General features: G+C 66.5%; 21 protein-coding genes. 10 read left to right on the forward strand and 11 right to left on the reverse strand.

Annotated elements, in window-relative coordinates; all coding sequences use genetic code 11:
* Nucleotides 1–181 precede the first annotated feature (181 nt).
* Together AC25ND_RS25155 and mqo are read right to left on the reverse strand one after the other, a co-directional pair.
* Nucleotides 182–1,330 carry a substrate-binding domain-containing protein gene (locus AC25ND_RS25155; protein ID WP_062363458.1) on the reverse strand — a complete coding sequence of 383 codons (1,149 nt, stop codon included), beginning with the start codon at nt 1,328–1,330 and terminating at the stop codon, nt 182–184.
* Between the two features lie 350 nt (nt 1,331–1,680).
* Complete coding sequence (mqo, locus tag AC25ND_RS25160; protein WP_486976639.1) at nt 1,681–3,255, reverse strand: malate dehydrogenase (quinone); 1,575 nt, start codon at nt 3,253–3,255, stop codon at nt 1,681–1,683.
* Nucleotides 3,256–3,468: 213 nt separating this feature from the next.
* Here mqo and aroQ point away from each other — a divergent pair, with 213 nt between their 5' ends.
* Together aroQ and AC25ND_RS25170 are read left to right on the forward strand one after the other, a co-directional pair.
* Nucleotides 3,469–3,918 (forward strand): type II 3-dehydroquinate dehydratase, encoded by a 450-nt coding sequence (aroQ, locus tag AC25ND_RS25165; protein WP_028688751.1) that lies wholly within the window; start codon nt 3,469–3,471, stop codon nt 3,916–3,918.
* Nucleotides 3,915–4,760: a shikimate dehydrogenase gene (locus AC25ND_RS25170; protein ID WP_062363455.1), complete on the forward strand. Its 846-nt coding sequence runs from the start codon at nt 3,915–3,917 to the stop codon at nt 4,758–4,760. The genes aroQ and AC25ND_RS25170 overlap by 4 nt, the downstream gene beginning before the upstream one ends.
* Nucleotides 4,761–4,812: 52 nt before the next feature.
* On the opposite strand, the gene AC25ND_RS25175 is transcribed toward AC25ND_RS25170, so the two are convergent.
* The 4 genes from AC25ND_RS25175 to AC25ND_RS25190 are packed head-to-tail and all read right to left on the reverse strand — an operon-like array spanning nt 4,813 to nt 7,644.
* Nucleotides 4,813–5,547: an amino acid ABC transporter ATP-binding protein gene (locus tag AC25ND_RS25175; RefSeq protein WP_028688749.1), complete on the reverse strand. Its 735-nt coding sequence runs from the start codon at nt 5,545–5,547 to the stop codon at nt 4,813–4,815.
* Nucleotides 5,534–6,181, reverse strand: coding sequence for an amino acid ABC transporter permease (locus tag AC25ND_RS25180; RefSeq protein WP_028688748.1), 648 nt, complete (start codon nt 6,179–6,181; stop codon nt 5,534–5,536). Before AC25ND_RS25180 ends, AC25ND_RS25175 begins: the two co-directional genes overlap by 14 nt.
* Nucleotides 6,182–6,847 (reverse strand): amino acid ABC transporter permease, encoded by a 666-nt coding sequence (locus AC25ND_RS25185; protein WP_486976640.1) that lies wholly within the window; start codon nt 6,845–6,847, stop codon nt 6,182–6,184.
* 11 nt (nt 6,848–6,858) lie between these two features.
* The gene (locus tag AC25ND_RS25190; protein ID WP_028688746.1) at nt 6,859–7,644 is read right to left on the reverse strand and encodes a transporter substrate-binding domain-containing protein; all 786 of its coding nucleotides are present in this window, start codon (nt 7,642–7,644) and stop codon (nt 6,859–6,861) included.
* Between the two features lie 261 nt (nt 7,645–7,905).
* On the opposite strand from AC25ND_RS25190, the gene AC25ND_RS25195 reads away from it, so the two are divergent.
* Nucleotides 7,906–8,604: a FadR/GntR family transcriptional regulator gene (locus tag AC25ND_RS25195; protein WP_028688745.1), complete on the forward strand. Its 699-nt coding sequence runs from the start codon at nt 7,906–7,908 to the stop codon at nt 8,602–8,604.
* A gap of 6 nt (nt 8,605–8,610) precedes the next feature.
* Here the strand turns inward: AC25ND_RS25195 and AC25ND_RS25200 are convergent, their stop codons facing one another.
* Together AC25ND_RS25200 and quiC are read right to left on the reverse strand one after the other, a co-directional pair.
* Complete coding sequence (locus AC25ND_RS25200; protein WP_028688744.1) at nt 8,611–9,273, reverse strand: TetR/AcrR family transcriptional regulator; 663 nt, start codon at nt 9,271–9,273, stop codon at nt 8,611–8,613.
* 105 nt (nt 9,274–9,378) lie between these two features.
* Entirely contained in the window at nt 9,379–11,286 is a 1,908-nt protein-coding gene (quiC, locus tag AC25ND_RS25205) for a 3-dehydroshikimate dehydratase QuiC (protein WP_486976641.1), read from the reverse strand.
* Nucleotides 11,287–11,695: 409 nt separating this feature from the next.
* On the opposite strand from quiC, the gene AC25ND_RS25210 reads away from it, so the two are divergent.
* A complete protein-coding gene (locus AC25ND_RS25210) occupies nt 11,696–13,069 on the forward strand; it encodes an MFS transporter (RefSeq protein WP_186597503.1) in 1,374 nt (457 codons plus the stop codon).
* A 124-nt stretch (nt 13,070–13,193) separates the two neighbouring features.
* On the opposite strand, the gene AC25ND_RS25215 is transcribed toward AC25ND_RS25210, so the two are convergent.
* A complete protein-coding gene (locus tag AC25ND_RS25215; protein WP_182325232.1) occupies nt 13,194–14,537 on the reverse strand; it encodes an OprD family porin in 1,344 nt (447 codons plus the stop codon).
* Between the two features lie 278 nt (nt 14,538–14,815).
* Here AC25ND_RS25215 and AC25ND_RS25220 point away from each other — a divergent pair, with 278 nt between their 5' ends.
* Nucleotides 14,816–15,139 (forward strand): DUF2790 domain-containing protein, encoded by a 324-nt coding sequence (locus tag AC25ND_RS25220; protein ID WP_028688740.1) that lies wholly within the window; start codon nt 14,816–14,818, stop codon nt 15,137–15,139.
* Between the two features lies 1 nt (nt 15,140).
* On the opposite strand, the gene AC25ND_RS25225 is transcribed toward AC25ND_RS25220, so the two are convergent.
* Complete coding sequence (locus AC25ND_RS25225) at nt 15,141–16,295, reverse strand: GGDEF domain-containing protein (RefSeq protein WP_486976642.1); 1,155 nt, start codon at nt 16,293–16,295, stop codon at nt 15,141–15,143.
* Between the two features lie 120 nt (nt 16,296–16,415).
* Nucleotides 16,416–17,300 (reverse strand): LysR substrate-binding domain-containing protein, encoded by an 885-nt coding sequence (locus tag AC25ND_RS25230; protein ID WP_486976643.1) that lies wholly within the window; start codon nt 17,298–17,300, stop codon nt 16,416–16,418.
* A gap of 104 nt (nt 17,301–17,404) precedes the next feature.
* Here AC25ND_RS25230 and AC25ND_RS25235 point away from each other — a divergent pair, with 104 nt between their 5' ends.
* The 5 genes from AC25ND_RS25235 (at nt 17,405) to AC25ND_RS25255 (ending at nt 22,996) form a co-directional block, all read left to right on the forward strand.
* Nucleotides 17,405–18,361: a DMT family transporter gene (locus AC25ND_RS25235; RefSeq protein WP_186597499.1), complete on the forward strand. Its 957-nt coding sequence runs from the start codon at nt 17,405–17,407 to the stop codon at nt 18,359–18,361.
* Nucleotides 18,362–18,485: 124 nt separating this feature from the next.
* Nucleotides 18,486–19,322, forward strand: coding sequence for a glutathione-dependent disulfide-bond oxidoreductase (yghU, locus tag AC25ND_RS25240; protein ID WP_062363434.1), 837 nt, complete (start codon nt 18,486–18,488; stop codon nt 19,320–19,322).
* A 203-nt stretch (nt 19,323–19,525) separates the two neighbouring features.
* Complete coding sequence (locus AC25ND_RS25245; RefSeq protein WP_186597496.1) at nt 19,526–21,229, forward strand: amidase; 1,704 nt, start codon at nt 19,526–19,528, stop codon at nt 21,227–21,229.
* A 141-nt stretch (nt 21,230–21,370) separates the two neighbouring features.
* On the forward strand, nt 21,371–22,066 hold the full coding sequence (locus tag AC25ND_RS25250) for a helix-turn-helix transcriptional regulator (RefSeq protein WP_062363432.1): 696 nt from the start codon (nt 21,371–21,373) through the stop codon (nt 22,064–22,066).
* A gap of 15 nt (nt 22,067–22,081) precedes the next feature.
* Entirely contained in the window at nt 22,082–22,996 is a 915-nt protein-coding gene (locus AC25ND_RS25255; protein ID WP_186597494.1) for a pyridoxal-phosphate dependent enzyme, read from the forward strand.
* The last annotated feature ends 92 nt before the right edge of the window (nt 22,997–23,088 follow it).

The raw sequence follows: 23,088 nt of genomic DNA on the forward strand, positions 1-23,088 counted from the left end.
GGAAGGCAGTTCGGTGCGGCCGTGATGCCGCTTTGCCATAAGGCAGTCGGCCCGGGCCCGGACCGAAGTTTTGTCATGCAAAGTTCATCTGCCTGGGTTACGCGCACACGCGAAAACCGACGGTGCCGTACCGGCCACCGTCGGTTGTCCGCCCGTTGCGGGCTTGGGCTTTCGCGTGCGCTTACAGTCGGCCGATGCCGTTGCAGACCGAAGCGTTGGCGATGTCGGTGCCTTCGTTGTAGCCGTTGTCCAGGAACACCTTCTTGATCTCGGCGGCGTAGGCGGCCGGCAGGCTGACGAAGGAGTGCTGGGCGATGGTGGCGGCCTTGGTGCCGGAGTACAGGTCGTTCAGGAAGCTGCGCACGGCGGTGGCGTCAGCCGCGGTCTGGTAGCACTGGCCGACCAGCAGGTTGGTGTAGCCGACGATCGGATAGCCCGAGGTCGGAACGATGCCACCGGCGTTGAAGATCGGCACCCACTTGCTTGGGTCGGCGCGATCGGCCGCGGAGCTAGGGGCGACGGCGGTGCCCAGGGCGGTACGGGCGTTGGCGGCGGTCGGCAGCGGCGCGGTGCCGGCGGCCATGGCGTTCTTGCTGACACGGGCGACCACGGCGTTGTTGCCGGTGGCGACATAGTCAGGGCTGACGTAGCCGATGGTGCCATCGGTGGCGTTGACCGCGTTGACCACATCGGCGCTGCCGGCAACGGCTTGCCAGGTGGCCGGCTCGCTGCCGACGTTGGCGGTGGTGAAGGTGCTGCTGACCACGAAGGACGATGGGCAGGAGTCAGCCAGGAAGCGCGACAGCAACTCGGTGGTGCCGCTGCTACCGGAACGGTAGATCACCTTGATCGGGGTGGTGTCGGCGCTGCCCAGCAGCTGGCCCCAGGTGGTGGTGGTGCCGGAGAACACGGCGCACAGCTGGGCGCCGGTCAGTTGCAGGTTGGTCACGCCCGACTTCTTGTAAGGGATGGCGACAGAAGTGCCCACGGACGGGATCTGTACCAGTTTGCCCCAGGTGGCGGCCTTGGTGCTGTTGTAGGTCGACAGCTCCGAGGCGCTCAGCACCGAATCGCTGCCGGCGAAGTCGACGTTGGTGCCGGCCGGCTGGTTGATCGAGGCCGGTGCGTTGGTCAGGAACGCCGTCTTGCCACCGCCGCTGCCCACGCCGGTGTAGCTGAAGTCGGCCGGCAGCAGGCGTGGCAGGGTCGAGGTGCCGTTGTAGAGGTTTTCCGGCAGGGTGGCGCCGCCACCGACAACAGCAGCCATGGATTGGGCCGAAGCCAGGGTAGCAGCCACCAGGGAGGCGGCGATCACAGTACGCTTAAACATGAAGCAATCTCCTATCGTCGTGTTCGTACGTTGAGTGGGTCGCGCATTGCTGTGGCCACAGGCCGCATCCCCTGATCCAGAGGGGTTGGCGGCTGGGCCACGAAGGCAACATTCGCAGCTTGTGGTGACAGGCAAAGGAAAAAACATCGGGAGTTCGGCAGGGAAAAGCTCGGGTGTCGGCGGGCGGTTTCCGGGCCTGCGGCAGGCTGGCCAGGAGCCGGGGCAGGCAGTACGGGAGGGATCGAACCGGAGGATGGCAGCTCAGGTACTCGGGAGCTTGGCCGGGGGAGAAAAAAACATTGCGCCAGTGCCGGCCACTTCACAGTGGCCGGCTGGTCATGGGCGGGTCTTCAGGGCGCGGCGACCTCGCTGGGCGTCGCCAGTTGCAGAACCTCGCTGGTGTAGGCCCACGCTTGCTGGACCTTGTCCGGGTGCTCGTTCAGGCGGATGCCGTAGGACGGGATGATCTGCTTGATCTTCGCCTGCCACTCGGGCGTGGCCACCTTGTCCTTGAACACCTTGCTCAGCAGGTCGAGCATGATCGGCGGCGCGGTCGAGGCGCCCGGCGAGGCGCCGAGCAGCCCGGCAATGCTGCCATCCTTGGACGTCACCACTTCGGTGCCCAGCTTCAGCACTCCGCCGTGGTTCTGGTCTTTCTTGATGATCTGCACCCGCTGGCCGGCCTGCCACAGGCGCCAGTCTGCCTTCTTGGCCTCGGGGAAGTAGGTCTGCAGCGCAGCGAAACGGTCATCGTCGGACTGCATCAGCTGGCCGATCAGGTACTGCACCAGGTCGAACTCGCGCACCCCGACCCGCACCATCGGCCAGGTGTTGTGCAGCGACATGCTGGCGAACAGATCAAGCAGCGAACCTTCCTTGAGGAACTTGGTGGAGAAGGTAGCGAACGGCCCGAACAGGATCATGCGCTTGCCATCGAGCACCCGGGTGTCCAGGTGCGGCACCGACATCGGCGGCGCGCCGGTGGCGGCGATGCCGTAGGCCTTGGCCATGTGGCGCTGGGCGATGGCAGGGTTGTCGGTGACCAGGAACGAGCCGCCCACCGGGAAGCCGGCATAGTCCTTGGCCTCGTCGATGCCGGACTTCTGCAGCAGCGGCAGCGCCGCGCCGCCGGCGCCGATGAACAGGAACTTGGCATCGGTGGCCGAGGTGCTGCCGTCCTTTAGGTTCTTGTACTCGACGTGCCAGCTGCCGTCGTCGTTGCGGGTGATGTTCTCCACTTCGCTGGACAGCTTGAGGTCGAAGTTGGGCCGGGTCTGCAGGTAGCCCACGTACTGGCGGGTGATCTCGCCGAAGTTGACGTCGGTGCCGATGGGCGTCCAGGTGACGGCGAGCTTCTGGTTGGGGTCGCGCCCCTCCATCATCAGCGGCACCCACTTGGCGATCTGCGCGTGGTCCTCGGAGTACTGCATGGGCTTGAACAGCGGGCTGGCCTGCAGCGCTTCGTAGCGTTTCTTGAGGAAGCGGATGTTGTCGTCCCCCCAGACGAAGCTCATGTGCGGCGTGGTGTTGATGAATGAGCGCGGGTTCTTCAGCACACCCTGCTTGACCTGCCAGGCGAGGAACTGACGGGTGACCTGGAACGACTCGTTGATCTCCACCGCCTTGCTGATGTCGATCTTGCCGTCCTTCTCCGGCGTGTAGTTGAGCTCGGCCAGCGCCGAGTGGCCGGTGCCGGCGTTGTTCCAGCCGTTGGAGCTTTCCTCGGCGACCTTGTCCAGGCGCTCGACCATCTCCATCGACCAGCCCGGCTCCAGCTCGTTGAGCCAGACCGCCAGCGTGGAACTCATGATGCCGCCGCCCACCAGCAGCACATCGACCCGCTTGCTGTCGGCGGCGTGGGCGTGGAGGCCCAGGGCCAGGACCAGTGTCGCGACTGCCCACCTGGGCGTTTTGCTGATGTTCATGTGCGCTCCCTTGTTGGTCATTGCGTGCACCTGCGCGATCAAGCTTAGCCGACTGGATTGCTCGGGCATGGCCGCGGTGTTTTTAATGCCTTTGGCGGATCTGTCGCGGGCCAGGTCCGATAATCGCCCGCTTTCAATCGATGATGATTTGACGATACTAACCAGGTAGTACAATTATCGAGACATCCAAAAACAACAAAGTGATACCCCGTCATGACACCCCGAATCCTCGTGCTCAACGGCCCCAACCTCAATCTGCTGGGCACCCGCGAACCCGCCCAGTACGGACATGAAACCCTTGCCGACCTGGCCCGGCTCTGCGCCGCCAGCGCCGCTGAACTGGGCCTGGAACTGGAGTTTCGCCAGACCAACCACGAAGGCGAGCTACTCGACTGGATCCATGCCGCCCGTGGCCGTTGCCACGGCATCCTGATCAACCCTGCCGCCTGGACCCACACCTCGGTGGCCATCCGCGACGCCCTGGTGGCCAGCGAGCTTCCGGTGATCGAGGTGCACCTGTCCAACGTGCACAAGCGCGAGCCGTTCCGTCACCTGTCGTTCGTCTCCAGCATCGCCGTGGGGGTGATCTGCGGCCTCGGCAGCCAGGGCTACCGCATGGCCCTGGGCTACTTCGGCGAACACCTGCGCGAGCACGCGGCATGAGCGGCACAGGCATCCTTGCCGGCCTCATTGGCCGTGGCATCCAGGCCTCGCGCACACCGGCGCTGCACGAGCGTGAAGGCGACGCCCAGGCGCTGCGCTACCTGTACCGGCTGATCGACGCCGACCAGCTGGGCCTGGACGACAGCGCCCTGCCCGCCCTGCTCGATGCCGCCGAGCGCACCGGGTTCACCGGGCTCAATATCACCTTCCCGTTCAAGCAGGCGATCCTGCCGCTGCTCGACGCGCTGTCGGACGAAGCGCGTGGCATTGGCGCGGTGAACACCGTGGTGCTGCGCGAGGGCCGGCGGGTTGGCCACAATACCGACTGCCTGGGCTTCGCCGAAGGCTTGCGGCGCGGCCTGCCCGGCGTCGCGCTCCGTCAGGTGGTACAGCTGGGCGCGGGCGGCGCGGGCGCGGCGGTGGCCCATGCGCTGTTGGCCGAAGGCGTCGAGCGCTTGCAGCTGTTCGAGGTCGACCAGGCCCGCGCCCGGGCACTGGTGGACAATCTCACCCAGCGTTTCGGCGTCGGTCGCGCCGTGCTCGGCGAGGACTTGGCCAGCGCGGTGGCCGACGCCGATGGCCTGGTCAACACCACACCCGTGGGCATGGCCAAGCTGCCCGGCACCCCCTTGCCTCCCGCGCTGCTGCACCCACGGCTGTGGGTGGCGGAGATCATCTACTTCCCCTTGGAGACCGAGCTGCTGCGCCATGCCCGGGCCCTGGGCTGCCGCACCCTGGACGGTGGCACCATGGCAGTGTTCCAGGCGGTCAAGGCGTTCGAGCTGTTCAGCGGGCGCCCGGCCGATGCCGAGCGCATGCAGGCACACTTCGCCAGCTTCTAGCAAGCCCGCGCGTGCGCAATCCGGGCTGCCGCGCGACGAAGCGATGCAGCCCTCAGGCCCCCGCCACCGCACCGATGAAGTTGGCCAATTCCGCCGTGCGCGGCGCGGCAAACACGTCGCGCGGGTGGCCGGTCTCGTGCACCTTGCCCTGGTGCATGAACACCAGCTTGTCGCCCACCTCGCGGGCGAAGCGCATCTCGTGGGTGACCATGACCAAGGTCATGCCCTCCTTCGCCAGCTGGCGCACCACGCCCAGCACCTCGTTGACCAGTTCCGGGTCCAGTGCCGAGGTGATCTCGTCGCACAGCAGCACCTTGGGTGACATGGCCAGCGCCCGGGCGATGGCCACCCGCTGCTGCTGCCCACCGGAAAGGCGGTCGGGGTAGGCGTCGATCTTGTCGCCCAGCCCTACCCGCTCGAGCATCCGCTCGGCCAACTGGCGTGCCTCGGCCCTGCCGGTCTTCTTCACCACCTGGGGCGCGAGCATCACGTTCTCGCCCACGGTCAGGTGCGGGAACAGGTTGAACTGCTGGAACACCATGCCGACCTTCTGGCGCAGCGCGCGCAGGTCGGCACGGCCAGCATCGAGGTATTCGCCATCCACCTCGATCACCCCGTCGCTGATCGACTCCAGGCCATTGAGGGTGCGCAGGAAGGTGCTCTTGCCCGATCCGCTGCGGCCGATGATGGCCACCACCTCACCCTCCTCGATGCTCAGGTCGACCCCCTTGAGCACGTGGTTGTCGCCGTAGTACTTGTGCAGCGCGGACACTCTAAGCAGGGGCATGCAGCCTCCTTTCCAGGTAACGGGCGCTCAGCGAGAGCGGGTAGCAGAGGATGAAGTAGCCCACGGCCACCAGGCCGTAGATCAGGAATGGCTCGAAAGTGGCGTTGGCCAGCATGCCGCCGGTCTTGGTCAGCTCGGTGAAACCGATGATCGAGGTGACCGCCGTGCCCTTGACCACCTGCACCGAGAAGCCCACGGTGGGGGCTATGGCGATGCGCAACGCCTGGGGCAGGACCACATGGCGCAACTGCTCCAGGCGGCCCATGGCCAGGCTGGCGGAGGCCTCCCACTGGCCCCGCGGGATCGCCTCCACGCAGCCGCGCCAGATCTCGGCGAGAAAGGCGCTGGTGAACAAGGTCAGGGCGATGGCCGCGGCCATCCACGCCGACACGTCGATGCCGAACAAGGCGATGCCGAAGAACACCATGAACAGCTGCATCAACAGCGGCGTGCCCTGGAACAGCTCGATGAACGCACGGGCGGCGCCGCGCAGCAGTGGCCGGTCACTGATCCGCGCCACCAGCAGCAACAGCCCACCGACGCTGCCGCAAGCGAACGCCACCAACGACAGCAGCAAAGTCCACTGCAACCCGGTCATGAGGTTGCGCACGATATCCCACAAGGTGAAGTCCATTCAGCGTCTCCCCATCAGCAGGCGCTGGCCGATCCAGGCCAGCAACTGGCGCACGACGATGGCCATCAGCAGGTACAGCAGCGTGGTCAACAGGTAGGTCTCGAAGGCGCGGAAATTGCGCGACTGGATGAAATTGGCGGCGAACGACAGCTCTTCGGTGGCGATCTGCGAACACACCGCCGAGCCGAGCATGACGATCACGATCTGGCTCGTCAGCGCCGGCCACACCTTGGCCAGGGCCGGTTGCAACACCACGTGGCGAAACGCCTCGAAACGGCTCAGGGCCAGCGCGGCCGCGGCTTCGAGCTGGCCCTTGGGGATCGCCTGGATACCGGCGCGGATGATCTCGGTCGAGTAGGCGCCCAGGTTGATCACCATCGCCAGCACCGCTGCCTGCCATTCGCTCAGGCGCACGCCCAGCGCCGGCAGGCCGAAGAAGATGAAGAACAGCTGGACGATGAACGGCGTGTTGCGGATCAGCTCCACGTACAGCCCGAACAGCGCGTCGAACGGCCGCAGGCGCCAGGCCCGGCTCACCGCGCCGAGCACGCCGATGGCGACCCCGAGCACGGTGCCGACCAGGGTCAGCTCCAGGGTGAACAGCATGCCCCGCAGCAACAGGTCGCCCTGCGCCAGCACCGGGGCGAAGTCGAATTGATAGGCCATCGCTCAAGCGCTCAGAGATCGGCCGGCAGCGGCTGCTTGAGCCACTTCTCGGCGTTGCGGTTCAGGCTGCCGTCGGTCCTGGCGGCGTCGAGGGTGGCATTGACCTTCTGCAACAGCGCCGGCTCGTTCTTGGCCAGGCCCACGTAGACCGGCGAGTCCTTGAGCTTGACCTTGAGCACCGGCACCTTGGCCGGGTTCTTTGCGGCGATGGCGGCCATCACCACGCTGCCGCTGGCGATCAGCTCGACCTGCCCGGACAGGTAGGCGGCGATGGTCGAGTTGTTGTCCTCGAAACGCTTGATGATCGCGCCCTTGGGCGCCACGGCGCTCAGTTCCATGTCCTCGATGGCGCCGCGGGTGACGCTGATGGTCTTGCCGGCCAGGGCTTCGATCGCGTCGACCGGTGCCTCGGCCGGGCCGAACACCGCCAGGTAGAACGGCGCATAGGGGCGCGAGAAGTCGATCACCGCGGCGCGCTCAGGGTTCTTGCCCAGGCTCGAGATCACCAGGTCGACCTTGCCGGTGGTGAGGAACGGGATGCGGTTGGTGCTGTTGACCGGGGTCAGGGCCAGCTTGACGCCAAGCTTGTCGGCCAGCAGTTGCGCGGTGTCGATGTCCAGGCCGCGAGGCTTGAGGTCCGGGCCGACCGAACCGAACGGCGGGAAGTCCTGGGGCACGGCCACCTTGAGCACGCCGCGGGCGGTGATGTCAGCCAGCGCGTCGGCCTGGGCCAGGGGCATTGCCAGAGGGGTGGCGCAGAACAGGGTGGCCAGGAACAGGGAGCGGAACGTCTTCATCGAAAGGCCTCGCAGGAGTCCGGAAAGGGGCTGCGGTGCCAGTGCACGGGCCATGCCAGTCTTGGGCAAAACACCTGCGAGCGGCGTGGCGCAAGGCGCCGATCAGGTCTTACTGGTCTGAACAGTTGCGACCTCGAAGCATCCCGTGCCCCGCTTTCGCGCAACGGCCGCAGGGCCTGCGCCAGGACGAGGCAAGGCTTGCCACGCCGTGCCGATTGCCCGTAAAAGGGAGGCCATCGCCCTCAGACCGGTCTGAACAGCATGCTCGCCACCGCCACGCGCCCCGTCCCGGAAATCGCCCTGCAGGCCATCCGCCAACTGATCGAGCAGGACGGCTACCAGCCTGGCGACGCCCTGCCTTCGCAGCGCGACCTGGCCGAACGCCTGGGCGTGAGCCGGGCGTCGCTGCGCGAGGCCTTGTCGTCGCTCAGCGCCCTGGGACTGGTCAGCGTGCAACCGGGCAAGGGGGTGTTCGTCCTGGCTCCGGCCACCGGCCAGCCATCGCCAGGCAGCTTCGCCTGGCCCTATGCCGAACAGGTCTCGGCCGCCGACACCTTCCAGCTGCGTTACGCCCTGGAAGGCTTCGCCGCCGGCCAGGCGGCCCTGGCGTTGACCGCCGATGACCTGGACGCGTTGCAGGCCAACGTCGAGGCAATGGCCGTGGAGTTGCGCGCCGGGCGCTTCGAGGCCGCCGCACGCCTGGACTTCGCCTTCCACCAGCAACTGCTGCAGGCCAGCGGCAACCGCGCGATGCTGCAGGTGATCACCGCCAGCCAGGACATTTTCCTGGAAAGCCAGAAACTGCCGTTCATCCGCCCCGAGCGGGCCATGGAAACCTGGCAGGAGCACCGCAAGATCCTCCGCGCCCTCGCCCGCCGCTCCCAGGCCGGCGCGCAACGGGCAATGCAGGAGCACATCCGCAACGCCGCGGCGCGCACCGGGGTGGTGTTCGCCGGTTGAGCGTGCTCAGGCCTTGATGTAGCGCATCACCGCCTCGCAGATCACCTGCTTTTGACGCTGCTTGACCTGCTCGTCGGCCAGGTCGATCTGGAAGATGTCGCCGAAGGTGTGGCGGTTCGACACCCGATAGAAGCAGAACGAGCTCATCAGCATGTGCAGGTCGATCACCTCGATCCCCGGGCGGAACACGCCCTGCTCCACGCCACGGGCGAGAATCTTGCCCAGTGCGTCGAGCACCATGCTGCTCATCTCGCGGATCACCGGCGACTGCTTGACGTACTCGCCATAGTGGATGTTCTCGGTGCAGACGATGCGCACGAAGTCGACGTTGTCGGCGTGGTGGTCGAAGGTGAATTCCACCAGGCGCTGAATCGCCTGTTCAGGCGACAGCGAGTCGAGGTCCAGGCTGTGCTCGGTCTTGCGGATGTCGCCGTAGAGCTTGACCAGGCATTCGACGTAGAGCTGCTCCTTGCTGCCGAAGTAGTAGTAGATCATGCGCTTGGAGGTGGCGGTACGCTCGGCGATGGCGTCGACCCGGGCACCGGCCAGGCCCTGCTGGACAAACTCGGTGATGGCGGCCTGGAGAATGTTCTCGCGGGTCTTTTCCGGGTTGTTCTTGCGCGATCTGCGCAGCCCTTCGACTTCAGGCTTTGCTACCGAATCACTCATACCGACTCACAGGCTCGTTATAGGAATCCGGACGATTATCCGTGAGCCGGGCGGTGCAGGGAAGCGTGGTGTTGTGAGCGGCTTGCCCCGCGATGGGACCCTGATTTACAACACCGCCGTGCGCGCCGCACCGCTGCGCGCTTTGGCCATCGCCGCCAGGCGCACCGCGACGTTGGCCGCGCCATAGCCGGCGTAACCGCCCTTGCGCTGCAGGACCTCGAAGAAAAAGCGCCCTTCGAACGGCTCGGTGTACACATGGAACAGCTCGCCGCCCTGGGCATCGCGGTCGTACAGCACGTTGTAGTACGCCAGCTCGCTGAGGAACTCGTCATCGAACTCGAAGCGCGCCGCCAGGTCGTCGTAGTAGTTCAGCGGGATCTCCAGCAACGGCACGCCGGCCTCCTTGGCCCGGGCCACCTCAGCGAAGATGTCCTCGCAGTCAAAGGCGACATGGTGCACGCCCGAGCCGCGATAGCTGTCCAGGGCATGGGCGATGGCGGTGTTGCGGTTCTCCGAGATGTTCAACGGCAGCCGCAGGCTGGCGCAGTGACTGCGCAGGGCACGGCTCTTGACCAGGCCATAGGGGTCAGGCAGTACCACCTCGTCGTCGGCGGTGAAATCGAACACGCTCTTGTAGAACAGCACCCAGCTGTCCAGCGCCTCGGCCGGCAGCGCCAGGGCCATGTGGTCGATGCGCTTGAGCCCGCCGCTGGCCCGGGCGTTCTGATCCAGGTGGAAATCGATGTCGTAAAGGCTCGGGCCGTCGGCGTCCGGTTCCACCAGGTACAGCAGGCTGCCGTCGGGCGCGCGCACCGCCGGGATCTCGCGCTCGTTGGGGCCGACCAGGCCACGGAACGGCTGGCCACGGTAGGCGGTGGCGCGCCGCAGCGCGGCCTGGCCGTCATTCACCCGCAGCGCCGTGGCGCACAACGACGGACCATGGGCCTCGAAAAAGTTGTGGGCGAACGAGTAAGGTTCGGCGTTGAGCACGATGTTGATATCGCCCTGGCGCAGCAGGCGCACCGCCTTGCTGCGATGTTCGCCGGCCTCGGCGAAGCCCAGGCGTTTGAGCCACCCACCCAGGCGCGCGCCGACCGCCTCGTCGACGGCAAACTCGATGAACTCCACGCCGTCGTAACGGCTTGCGCCAGGCGGCGCGAACAGCACGCCGGGCTCGACGGCGCGTGCCTCACGCTCCAGCTCAACGCGGGTCTTTTCTTCGAGGTACAGCAGCGAGCGCAAGCCGTCGGCGGCGTTCTGCCGGGTCGGTGCCGCGCGGAAACCGTCGTTGAAGACCTCCAGCGACAGCGGACCGCGGTAGCCGGTGGCCAGGATCGGCGCGAGAAAACCCGCCAGGTCCATCTCGCCCTGTCCCGGGAAGCAACGGAAATGCCGGCTCCACTCCAGCACGTCCATTGCCAGGATCGGCGCGTCGGCCATTTGCACGAAGAAGATCTTCTCGCCGGGGATATCGCGAATGCCGCTGGGATCGCCCTTGATCGACAGGGTATGGAAGCTGTCGAGGATCACCCCCAGCGCCGGGTGGTCCGCCTGGCGCACCAGGTTCCATACCTGCTGCCAGGTGTTGACGTGGCGGCCCCAGGCCAGGGCCTCGTAGCCGATGCGCAGGCCGCGGGCACCGGCATGCTCGGCGAGCAGGCCCAGGTCGTCCACCAGCAGTTGTTCGTCGCCCAGCGCGTCAGGCTGGACGTTGCTGCACACCAGCACCAGGTCGGTGCCCAGCTCCTGCATCAGGTCGAACTTGCGCTCGGCGCGGTCGAGGTTCTTGTGCAGACGGTCACGAGGACAGCCCTCGAAGTCGCGAAACGGCTGGAACAAGGTGATCTCCAACCCCAGGTCCGTGCACAGCTGGCGGATCTCGCGGGGGCTGCCGGCGTAGTACAGCAGGTCGTTCTCGAAGATCTCGACGCCGTCGAACCCTGCGGCGGCGATGGCTTCAAGTTTTTCCGGCAAAGTGCCGCTCAAGGAAACGGTGGCGATCGAACGGTGCATGGCGGGTGTTCCTTGTTATTGAGAGAGGCGGCTGGTCAGGCCCTGGCACGATCGATTATTCGCAGGTAAAGTCGCCCCGGCAATGAACTTTGTACGAAACAGTTAGTTTTTGTTCGATTACCGAACAAAACCCGTTCCGGCGAATTGATTCACCCACCCCCGTGAACAACCATGAACACCAGTCGCAGGCCCGCCGGCCCTTCTCGCTGCCACGCCGGTCGTTCGGCGGGCCCTGCGCTGCAACGCCCAACGTCACCACATAATAAGTTCAAGAAAACGGGTACCGACCTATGCACACCTTGCTCGCCCTGCGATCCACGCCGCCGCGTTCGTCTTCTCCCTACAGCCCCGTTGCCGTGCCCTGCGCGCGCTGACCATACGGCCCCCTGACAAGAACAACGGAGACAACATGGCCCGCTCAAGCTCCCAAGCCAAGAAAGCCACCGCCAGCGGATGGATCGGCTCTGCCCTCGAGTACTACGATTTCTTTATCTACGCCCAGGCCGCGGCGCTGATCTTCCCGCAGATCTTCTTCCCCTCCAGCGACCCGAAGATGGCCATCATCGCCTCGCTGGCCACCTACGGCGTGGGTTACCTGGCGCGCCCGATCGGCGCCTGCGTGCTCGGCCACTGGGGCGACACCCGCGGACGCAAGAACGTGCTGCTGCTGTGCATGTTCCTGATGGGCCTGTCGACCATGGCCGTGGGCCTGCTGCCCACCTACCACGACATCGGCCTGCTGGCCCCGGCGCTGCTGGTGCTGCTGCGCCTGGTCCAGGGCTTCGCCGTGGCCGGCGAGATCTCCGGGGCCAGCTCGATGATCATGGAGCACGCGCCGTTCGGCCGCCGCGGCTACTACGCCAGCTACACCCTGCAAGGCGTGCAGGCCGGCCAGGTGATGGCGGCGGCGGTGTTCCTGCCGCTGGCCTACTTCATGCCCAGCGAGGCCTTCAACGAGTGGGGCTGGCGCATCCCGTTCCTGATGAGCGCAGTGGTGCTGATTGCCGGCTTCATCATCCGCAAGGAGGTGCACGAGACCCCGGCCTTCGTCCAGGAGGAGAAACAGGACAAGGTCGCCAAGTCGCCGATCGGCGAAGCCTTCCGCCACAGCTGGAAGCACATGGTGCTGGTGATGTTCATGGCGCTGATGAACGTGATTCCGGTGGTTGCCACCATCTTCGGCGCGGCCTACGCGGTGCAGCCGGCCTACGGCATCGGTTTCGACAAGAGCGTGTACCTGTGGATCCCGGTGGTGGGCAATATCGTCGCGGTGCTGGTGATCCCCTTCGTCGGCAACCTGTCCGACCGCATCGGCCGCCGCCCGACCATGATCGCCGGCTGCCTGGGCTCGGGCCTGCTGGCCTTCGTCTACCTGTACGCGATCAGCATCCAGAATGTGCCGCTGGCCTTCGCCGCCTCGATCCTCATGTGGGGCATGGTCTACCAGGGCTACAACGCGGTGTTCCCAAGCTTCTACCCGGAGCTGTTCCACACCCGCTACCGCGTCTCGGCCATGGCCATCGCGCAGAACATCGGCACCATGATCACCGCCATGCTGCCGGCGCTGTTCGCCGCCGTGGCGCCTCCGGGCTCGGAGCATATCTGGCTGGTGGTCGGCGGCCTGGCGTTCCTGGTCACCTGCGTATGCGCATTCGCCGCCTACCTGGCGCCGGAGACCCATCGCCTGACCATGGAAGACCTGGGCAACCCGCAGGCACGGCCAATGGAGCGGGAGGCTTATGAAGCCAGTCGCAAAGGCAGCCTGAAAGCGTTCGGTCATTGAGGCCAACGCCCCAAGACTTTCGGTTTAAGCCCGCGGCAAAAAAAAGACGCCTCGTTCGAGGCGTCAATACATTCACCTGTAACCAAAGGAGCACAGGGGCTTCTCAAGGTGAATAGGGGGTTGATCAGAGAATCGACAGCGGGTACTCGACGATCACCCGCACCTCGTCCAGGTCCGACTCAAAGGCCGTGGCCCGGGTGGTGGCCTGGCGCACGCGCAGCGACAGGTCCTTGGCCGCGCCGGTCTGCACCACGTACTTGACCTCGATGTCACGCTCCCAGCGCTTCTGGTCGGTAAGCGGATCGCCGTTGTCGTCGCGGCGCATGTAGTAGGCGTTGGCGTTGCTGTAGTCGGCGTCGCTGCCCCGGCCGTAGCGGGTCATGAACGACAACCCCGGCACGCCGTAGGCGGCCATGTTCAGGTCGTAGCGCAGCATCCACGAGCGCTCCTTCGGCGAGTTGAAGTCGCTGTACTGGATGGAGTTGTCGAGGAAGATCGAGTCGGACTGGCGCAGGTAGTCGAAATCGTCGTCGCCGTTGTTGCGCTGGTGGGTGAGCGCGAGGGTGTGAGCGCCGTAGCGCACGCCAAGCTTGGCGCTCCAGATGTCGTTGTCGAACTGCCCCAGGCGCTGACGCCCTTCGTCCTTGGCGTTGTAGAAATTGAACCCGCCGATCAGCGCCAGTTCGTCCGACAACGGCCAGGTCACGCTGGTGCCGGCGTAGTACTGGTTCCACACATCCTTCAGGCGGCTGCCGAACAGGCTCACGCTGACGTTTTCATTGATCGCGTAGTCGCCACCGCCATAGGCGATCCACGGCGAATCCACCGGGCCGCCGTAGAAGGTCACGAAGTTCTCGCGCAGGTCGCTGGACACCGGCTGGCTCATGGCGTGCAGGCGCCCGGCCTGCAGCGTCAGGCCTTGCAGGCTGGTGTTCTCCAGGGTCACCCCGCGAAAGCTTTCCGGCAGCAGCCGTGAGTCACCGGCCGCCACCACCGGGTTGACCGGGAACACATCGCCCACCCGCAGCACGGTGTCGAACAGGCGCACCTTGGCCGCGCCGCCGACCTTGCTGTATTCGTCGCGGGCCTGGCCATCACGGTCCACCGGCAGCACGTCGAACGAGCTGCGCCCGCCGTTGCGCCCGCCACCGGTGTCGAGCTTGAGACCGAGCATGGCGAAGGCATCCACGCCGACGCCCACCGTGCCCTGGGTGAAGCCGGATTCGAAGCGAGTGATGATGGCGTGGGCCCAGGCTTCGGAGTAACCGTTGTCACTGGCCTTGCCAGGGTTGTAGGTAGGGGCGTAACCGTCGCGATGGTCACGATTGAAGTAGTAATTGCGGTTGAGCACGCTCAGCCGGCTGCCCTCGATGAACCCTGCCTGCTGCGCTTGCGCGGCCGAGGCCACCGGGCCAAAGCCGGCCAGGGCCAGCAGGGCGGCCAGGGAAAGTGTTGGATTGCTTGTCATCCGTTGCTCCTTCGATTGCGGCTGTTCTTGTTCTCGGGCCTTGGCGCTGGAGCGTCCCTGGTCTGGCCAGGTGCATGCGCGCCCAGCCCCGTTGGCCAAGCCTGATGCTCGCCGCCGGCGGATAACGGGAAGGTGATGGGAGGATTACAATCGTGTCATTCACGGCCGCGGGATCGGCATCCACGGCCACCTTTCATATCTGTAACCCGGGCGTCATGCCGCTGTCGGCTGCCCGTCGCTAGCGTGGACTGCGAAACGAACCTTTCGGAGACACGCACATGCTACGACCGACCCTGATCGCCGCCCTGCTGGCGCTTTCCCTTTCGGCCCAGGCCACGGGTTTTTCCAGGCAAGACAGCGAGCAGTTGATTGAGGACCACCAGCAGGCCGTGGCGGCCTACGCGGCGCAACGCGCCAAGCCGATGCCGGAGATCGTCGACTATCGCTATGGCATGAAGCTCGACGTCGCCCGCCTCGTGCGCCAGTCGGGCGACCCGCGCACCTGCGAGGTGGTGCCTCGGCTGATGACCTTCGAGGACAGCCAGGGCACCCTGCGCACCGTGCGCTACTCGGTGCAGTCGCAATGCATCAACAACAAGTAGCTCAGCCGCGCAGCCCGTCCACCAGCTGCAGGCTGTTGCGCCCGCCGCGCTTGGAGGCGTACAGCAGCACATCGCCCTGCTCGATCAGGGCCGCCAGGCTGGCCGGTGGCCGGTCGAACAGGTTGGCGCCGATGCTCAGGGTCACCGCCTCCGGGGTGCGGAACGCCTGTTCGGCCGTGGCCTGGAACTGCCGACGCAAGGCATCGGCCAACTGCTCGATGGCCTGGCGCGAGGCATCGCCCAGCAGGATGACGAACTCGTCGCCCCCCAGGCGCGCTGCGATCGACCGCTCTGGGAGCAATGCCCGGATCATCTCGCTCAAGGCCACCAGCAGGCGGTCGCCGGCGGCGTGCCCGTGCAGGTCGTTGACCAACTTGAAGTGGTCGATGTCGATCAGCAGCAAGGCGCCCGGACGTTGCGCCGAGACCTCCTTGAGCAGGTTCGCCGCCCGTACCTCCAGGGCGCGACGGTTGTACAGCGCGGTCAACGGATCACGCGCGGCCAGGCGCTCGATGCGCTCTTCGCGGCGGTAGCGCACGGTGCCGGTCATCGACAGGGCGATCAGCATGATCGCCATGGCGCCCTCCAGCAGCGACGCCTGGATGATCTGCCCACGGAACGCCGTGAGGTCGATCAGTGTCCCTGGCAGCAGCGCCGGCAAGGTCTTGGCCAGGTAGAACAGGCCGTGCAGCAGCAGGATGTAGCGCAACTGGACCGCCCCCACGCTGAGGGACTTGCCGTGCGGGCGCAGCAACGCGCTGGCGTACAGGGTAAAGCCGGCGACCAGCAGCGAGTTGAGCACCAGGAAAGTCTTCGACCACAGCGGCCATTGCGGCAGCAGCAGCAGGCTCGCCCAAAGCAGCGGCGCCAGGTAGCAGGCCCGCGACAGGCGCGTCTCGGTGAAGCGCGAAACACCCAGCAAAAACAACCAGTGGGCGGCGACCAGCATGCCATTGGCGAACCAGATGCCGATGAACAGATAGCCGCTGCCGCGCAGCAATGCAAGCGAGGAGCCGACGCTGATGGTGGCGAAGCTGGCGCTCCAGCACAGCAAGGAAGTCTCACGTACGCTGATCCACTCCACCGCCAGGTACAAGGCGGCGACTGCGGCCAGGGCGATGGAGAGGGTCAGCAGGGTGCAAGCGTCGAACGCCATGGGTGGGTGTGGCCTGTGAATTACCGTTCAGAGCGCTGATTGTATGCGTTCGAAGGCTTTTGCACAGGCACATTTGATATCCAAATGATGGCATTCTGACGAGCAACCCATTCGCTCGCGTTATTGCTCGGAAAGAAAGCTCACCAGTTGCCGCCCATGGGAGCTCAGCGTCTCCCAACCACGCAAGCAAATGCGCAGTTCCAGGGTCGCCCAGCGCTCCTCCAGAGCCACCCGGCGCACCGCCAGTTCCTGCTCGGCGCGCACCGCGGCGGTCTCGGGCATCAGGGCGATGCCGGCGTGCTGGGCCACCAGCTGGGCGATGGCTTCGAAGCTGGGGGCACGCACCCGTACCTTCAGCGGCATGGCCAGGTTCATCGCCAGCTCCTCGACGAAACGCTGCATGGCGCGCTCGGCCGGCAGGCAGACGAAAGCAAACCCCAGCGCATCCGCCAGTCGCAGCTGGCCGCGCCCGGCCAACGGGTGATCGACCGGCACCAGCAACACCAGGCGTTCGGTGCGAAACGGCAGCGACACCAGGCCGTCATTGACCAGGTTGCCGTCGTACACGCCGATCTCGCACTCCCCGGCCAGCACCACGCGCAGCACATCGATGCTCTTGTGCTCGACCAGTTGCAGGTCCACCTCCGGGTAGTCGGCCAGGAACGGCCCGAGCACCGCCGGCAGCAAGGTGCTGTTGGTCACCGTGGAGGCCGCCAGGTGCAGGGTGATGCGCCGCTGGCCGGCATGTTCGTCGAGGGTGTCGTGCAGCTTCTGCGCCTCGCCCAACACGCCGCGCGCCGACTCCAGCACCAGGCGCCCGGCAGGCGTCAGCTGCATGCCGTCGGCCTTGCGCAGGAACAGGGTCAAGCCACAGCGCGCCTCGAACAGGCGCAGCCGGGTGCTGGCGGCCGATACCGCCACCGGGAAGGTCGCCGCCGCCTTGCTCAGGCTGCCGGTCGCGGCAATGGCCGCGAGCAGGCGCAGGTCCGCGAGGTCGAAGTGCATCAGGGCTTCTCCAAATCAGAACGCCATGTTCGAGAAAAAGCGATTCTAGCCTGCCTGCGTTCTGCGCAGAATAAGCCACGCCCCCTAGCCGTCACGGACCTGTCATGACCCGCCTGCCCGCCCCGCTCCACCGCGCCCTCGCCAACGGCAGCCTGTATGCCGTCCTCGCGGCCCTGGGTTTCAGCTTCAAGGCCATCTTCGTCAAGCTCGCCTATGCCGCAGGCCCGGTGGACGCCATCAGCCTGCTGGCGCTGCGCATGGCCTTGTCGCTGCCGCTGTTCGCCTGGCTGGTGTGGGCCAGTCGTGGCCAGGGCGGTGCGCCGCTGAGCGCCGGCGATGGCCTGCGGGTTGCCCTGCTTGGCCTGTTCGGCTACTACCTGGCCAGCCTGTTCGACTTCTATGGGTTGCAGTTCATCAGCGCCGGCCTGGAGCGCCTGATCCTGTTCACCTACCCGACCCTGGTGCTGGTGATCCAGGCCGTCGTCCAACGCGAACGCCCCACCCTGCGCACGCTGGCGGCCATGGGCCTGTGCTACCTGGGGCTGGGCATCGCCTTCGTGCATGACATCGCCAGCGCGGGCACTGGCAACCAGGTGCTGGTCGGCTCGCTGTGGGTGTTCGCCAGCGCGGTGACCTATGCCCTGTACTATTCCGGCACCGGGATGATGCTCAAGCGCATGAACTCGATGCGCCTGGCCGGCCTGTGCGGCAGCGCCTCGTCGCTGATGGTGCTGGCCCATTACCTGCTGGTGGCGGATGTCGCGCCGTTGCTGCAACTGCCCAGCGCGGTGTGGCTCAACGCGGCGCTGATGGCGTTGTTCTCCACGGTGCTGCCGATCTACTGGGTGGCCCTGGCGATCCAGCGCATGGGGCCTACGCACACGGCCGCGGTGGGCAACCTGGGGCCGGTGCTGACCATGCTGGCCTCGTGGCTGATCCTCAGCGAGGCGGTTTCGCTGTACCAAGTGGCCGGGCTGGTGCTGGTGCTGTTCGGCGTGTCGCGGCTCAAGCCTGCGAACAAACCCGAGGCCCAGGCCGCAGCCCCTGCACGGTCCGCGTAGGAGCGGCCTTGCGTCGCGAAAGGGCTGGGCGACCTCCTACAAAGCGCATGTCGCGCTTGTGACCATTGGCGAATCCATGGCATAGAAGCAGTCAACCCGCATTGCGCCACCCTGGAGATTCCCCATGAGCAAGCCCTACGTTCCGCCCAAGGTCTGGACCTTCGAGGCGCCCTCCGGCGGCCAGTTCGCCAGCATCAACCGTCCGGTGGCCGGCCCCACCCACGACAAGCCGCTGCCCACCGGCAAGCACCCGCTGCAGCTGTACTCCCTGGCCACGCCCAACGGGGTCAAGGTCACCATTCTCCTGGAAGAACTGCTGGCCCTCGGCCACAGCGATGCCGAATACGACGCCTGGCTGATCCGCATCGGCGAGGGCGACCAGTTCGGCAGCGGCTTCGTGCAGGTCAATCCCAACTCGAAGATCCCCGCCCTGCTCGACCGCAGCGTCGAACCGCCGGTGCGGGTGTTCGAGTCCGGTTCGATCCTGCTGTACCTGGCGGAAAAGTTCGGCGCCTTCCTGCCCAAGGACCTGGCCGCGCGCACCGAAAGCCTCAACTGGCTGTTCTGGCAGATGGGCTCGGCGCCTTACCTGGGCGGCGGTTTCGGCCACTTCTACGTCTACGCGCCGGAAAAGTTCGAGTACGCCATCAACCGCTTCACCATGGAAGCCAAGCGCCAGCTCGATGTGCTCGACCGTCGCCTGGGCGAAAGCGCCTACCTGGGCGGCGACGCCTACAGCATCGCCGACATCGCCGTGTGGCCCTGGTACGGCCAACTGGTGCGCGGCAACCTGTACGGCGCGGCCGAGTTCCTCGCGGTGCACGAGTACCCGAACGTGCAGCGTTGGGCCGAAGCCATCGCCCAACGCCCGGCGGTGCAGCGCGGCACCCGCGTCAACCGCACCTGGGGCGAGGAAGCCAGCCAAGTGGCGGAGCGCCACGCGGCCAGCGACCTGGAGTGATCCTGCTACCCCACACACCGCGACGCGAGCACCTCATCCGTGTTGTCTATGCCTCGAGGGGCATAGGCAACCGCGCACACCGCCCCGCCGTTCGATTGCCTGGCTGCAACCAACCATTTCCCCGCTGCATGCCTGCGCCCAGCAGGACCTTCTTGCTACACTCGCCGCCATGATTTTTCCACCTGCACAACTGTGGTGACAGCATGATCGAGGTAACCGAGGTTTCCATTGCCGAGCTGCGCGACGCGCTCGAGTCCGGCCGCACGACCGCCGTCGAGTTGGTCAAGGCCTACCTGGCGCGCATCGACGCCTACGATGGCAAGGACACCGCCACCGCACTCAATGCCGTGGTCGTGCGCAACCCTGACGCGCTCAAGGAGGCCGAAGCCTCCGACGCCCGCCGTGCCCGCGGCGAGACCCTCGGCCCACTGGACGGCATTCCCTACACCGCCAAGGACAGCTACCTGGTCAAGGGCCTGACCGCCGCCTCCGGCAGCCCGGCGTTCAAGGACCTGGTCGCCCAGCGCGATGCCTTCACCGTCGAGCGCCTGCGCGCCGGCGGCGCCATCTGCCTGGGCAAGACCAACATGCCGCCGATGGCCAACGGCGGCATGCAGCGCGGCGTCTATGGCCGCGCCGAAAGCCCGTACAACGCCGCCTACCTGACCGCGCCCTTCGCCTCCGGCTCGTCCAACGGCGCCGGCACCGCCACCGCCGCCAGCTACAGCGCCTTCGGCCTGGCCGAGGAAACCTGGTCCAGTGGCCGTGGCCCGGCCTCGAACAACGGTCTGTGCGCCTACACCCCGTCACGCGGGGTGATCTCGGTGCGCGGCAACTGGCCGCTGACACCGACCATGGACGTGGTCGTGCCCTATGCCAGGACCATGGCCGACCTGCTGGAAATCCTCGACGTGGTGGTGGCCGACGACAGCGACACCCGCGGCGACCTGTGGCGCCTGCAGCCATGGGTGCCGATTCCGACCGCCTCGAGCGTGCGCCCCCGCTCGTACCTGGACCTGGCCGTAGGCGCCGAGTCGCTCAAAGGCAAGCGCTTCGCCGTGCCACGCATGTACATCAACGCCGACCCCGACGCAGGCACCTCGGAAAAACCCGGCATCGGCGGCCCGACCGGACAGCGCATCAACACCCGCGCCAGCGTGATCGAACTGTGGCAGCAGGCGCGCCAGGCCCTGGAAGCGGCCGGCGCCGAAGTGGTCGAGACCGACTTCCCGCTGGTGTCCAACTGCGAGGGCGATCGCCCGGGCGCGCCGACCGTGTTCACCCGCGGCATCGTCAGCAAGGAGTTCCTCCATGACGAACTGTGGGAACTGTCCGGCTGGGCCTTCGACGATTTCCTGCGCGCCAACGACGATCCCAAGCTCAACCGCCTGGCCGATGTCGACGGCCCGCAGATCTTCCCCCACGACCCGGGCACCCTGCCCAACCGTGAGGACGACCTGGCCGCCGGCATGGACGAATACGTCAACATGGCCAAGCGCGGCCTGAAGACCTGGGACCAGATCGCCACCGTGCCCGATGGCCTGCGCGGCCTGGAAGCCACCCGCAAGCTCGACCTGGAAGACTGGATGGACGCCCAGGGCCTGGACGCGGTGCTGTTCCCCACCGTGGCCGACGTCGGCCCGGCGGACGCCGATGTGAACCCGGAGTCGGCGGACATCGCCTGGAGCAACGGCATCTGGGTGGCCAACGGCAACCTGGCGATCCGTCACCTGGGCGTACCGACCGTGACCGTGCCGATGGGCGTGATGGCCGATATCGGCATGCCGGTGGGGCTGACCTTCGCCGGCAAGGCGTACAGTGACAACAATCTGTTGAAATTCGCTGCTGCCTTCGAGTCGACCGGCTCGCGCCGCATGATCCCGCCGCGTACGCCAAAGCTGGGCTGATTCGCCTGACAACGGGGCCAACTTGCTCCTGCAGCCCGCAGGAGCGGGTTGGCCCCGTTTTCATGTGGGCCAAACAACTGCACTCACCAGATTCAACTTTTTGTGTAAAATTCAACACATTATTGAATCAGGCCCCTTCCCATGCCCTCTCCCACCACCCAGCAAGAACGCCAGCTCACCCTGACTGTTCTCCAGGCCACCCTGCAGGCCTTGGGCAGTGTCGTCCCACGCAACGTCGAGATCCTCCTGCACGACCTCGAACACCCGGAGCACTCGGTGGTGGCGATCGTCAACGGCCATCTTTCCGGTCGCCGGGTCGGCAGCCCGATTCTCGCCGCCCCCGAGCAGGACCAGGGCTTCAAGGCGTTGATGCAGGCTTCGGCCGACCAGCAGGGCTGCGCGCCGGTGGTGCTGCCCGACTATCCCACCACCCTCAAGGGCCGCAGCCTGCGCAGCGCCACGGCGATCTTCCGCGACCGCGACGGCCTGCCCTTCGCCAGCCTGTGCGTGAACACCGACGTCACCGGCCTGGAGGCCGCCATGGCCTTTCTCCAGCACTTCCAGCCACTGGGCGCGACACCGGCGCCGGCCGACGAGGCGGCCGACATGACCGCGCTGATGGCCGGGATCATCCAGGATGCGCTGCAACGCAGCGGCCAGGGGCGGATGAACAAACAGGCCAAGGTCGAGGCCGTGCGCCTCATGCAGGAGCGCGGCCTGTTCATCGTCAAGGGTGGCGTGGAGAAAGCCGCCGAAGCCCTCGGCGTGACCCGCTACACCGTCTACAACTACCTGGAGCAGCTGCGCGGCGAGCCCGCCACGGCTGCCCGCGACTGAACCCCGGAGCCCATCATGCCGCTGCACATTCCTACCCCGCTGATCGAATCCCGCCCATTGTCCCTGAGCGCCGACCGCCCGGTGTGGCTCAAGCTCGAAGCCCTGCAACCGTGCGGTTCGTTCAAGCTGCGCGGCGTCGGCCATGCCTGCGAGGTCCACCATGCCCGGGGTGCCCGGCATTTCGTCTCGTCGTCCGGCGGCAATGCCGGCCTGGCGGTGGCCTATGCCGGCCGCAAGCTCGGTGTACCGGTCACCGTGGTGGTGCCCGAGACCACTACCGAACGGGCCAGGGAACTGCTGCGTCTGGAAGACGCCCGCGTGATCGTGCGCGGCAGTTCCTGGCAGGAAGCCAATGAGCACGCCCAGACCCTGGTCGGCGCGGACGACGCCTTCATCCACCCGTTCGACGATCCGCTGCTGTGGACCGGCCACGCCAGCATGATCGACGAGGTCGCCGCCGCCGGCGTCAAGCCTGACGCGGTGGTGCTTTCGGTCGGCGGCGGCGGCCTGCTCCGCGGCGTGGTTGAAGGCTTGCAGCGCAACGGCTGGCAGGATGTACCGGTGCTGGCGGTGGAGACCGATGGCGCGGCGTCGCTGCACGCCGCCATCGCCGCCGGGCACACCGTGGAACTGCCGCGCATCGCCTCGGTGGCCACTTCGCTGGGCGCCAAGCGGGTCGCCGAGCAGGCGCTGGCCTGCACCCGCCAGCACCCGGTGCGCAGCCACCTGGTCAGTGACCGCGAAGCCCTCGATGCCTGCGAGCGCCTGCTGCGTGATCATCGCCTGCTGGTGGAACCGGCCTGCGGCGCCGCGCTGGCCCTGCTCGAACGCCCCGAGGCCGTGGCGGCCTACGGCAATGTGCTGGTAATCGTCTGCGGCGGCGCCACCGCCACGCTGGAACAGATCCGCGCCTGGCGAGCGGCCTGCTGATTCAGCTGGCATAGCTGAAACCGCGCAGCTGTCGGCAAACACGCTATCGCTATCTTCCGCTTCGGCATGGCGCCCGGCAGCTCGGGGCAGGT

This window comes from Pseudomonas sp. P110(2024) (assembly GCF_057480795.1).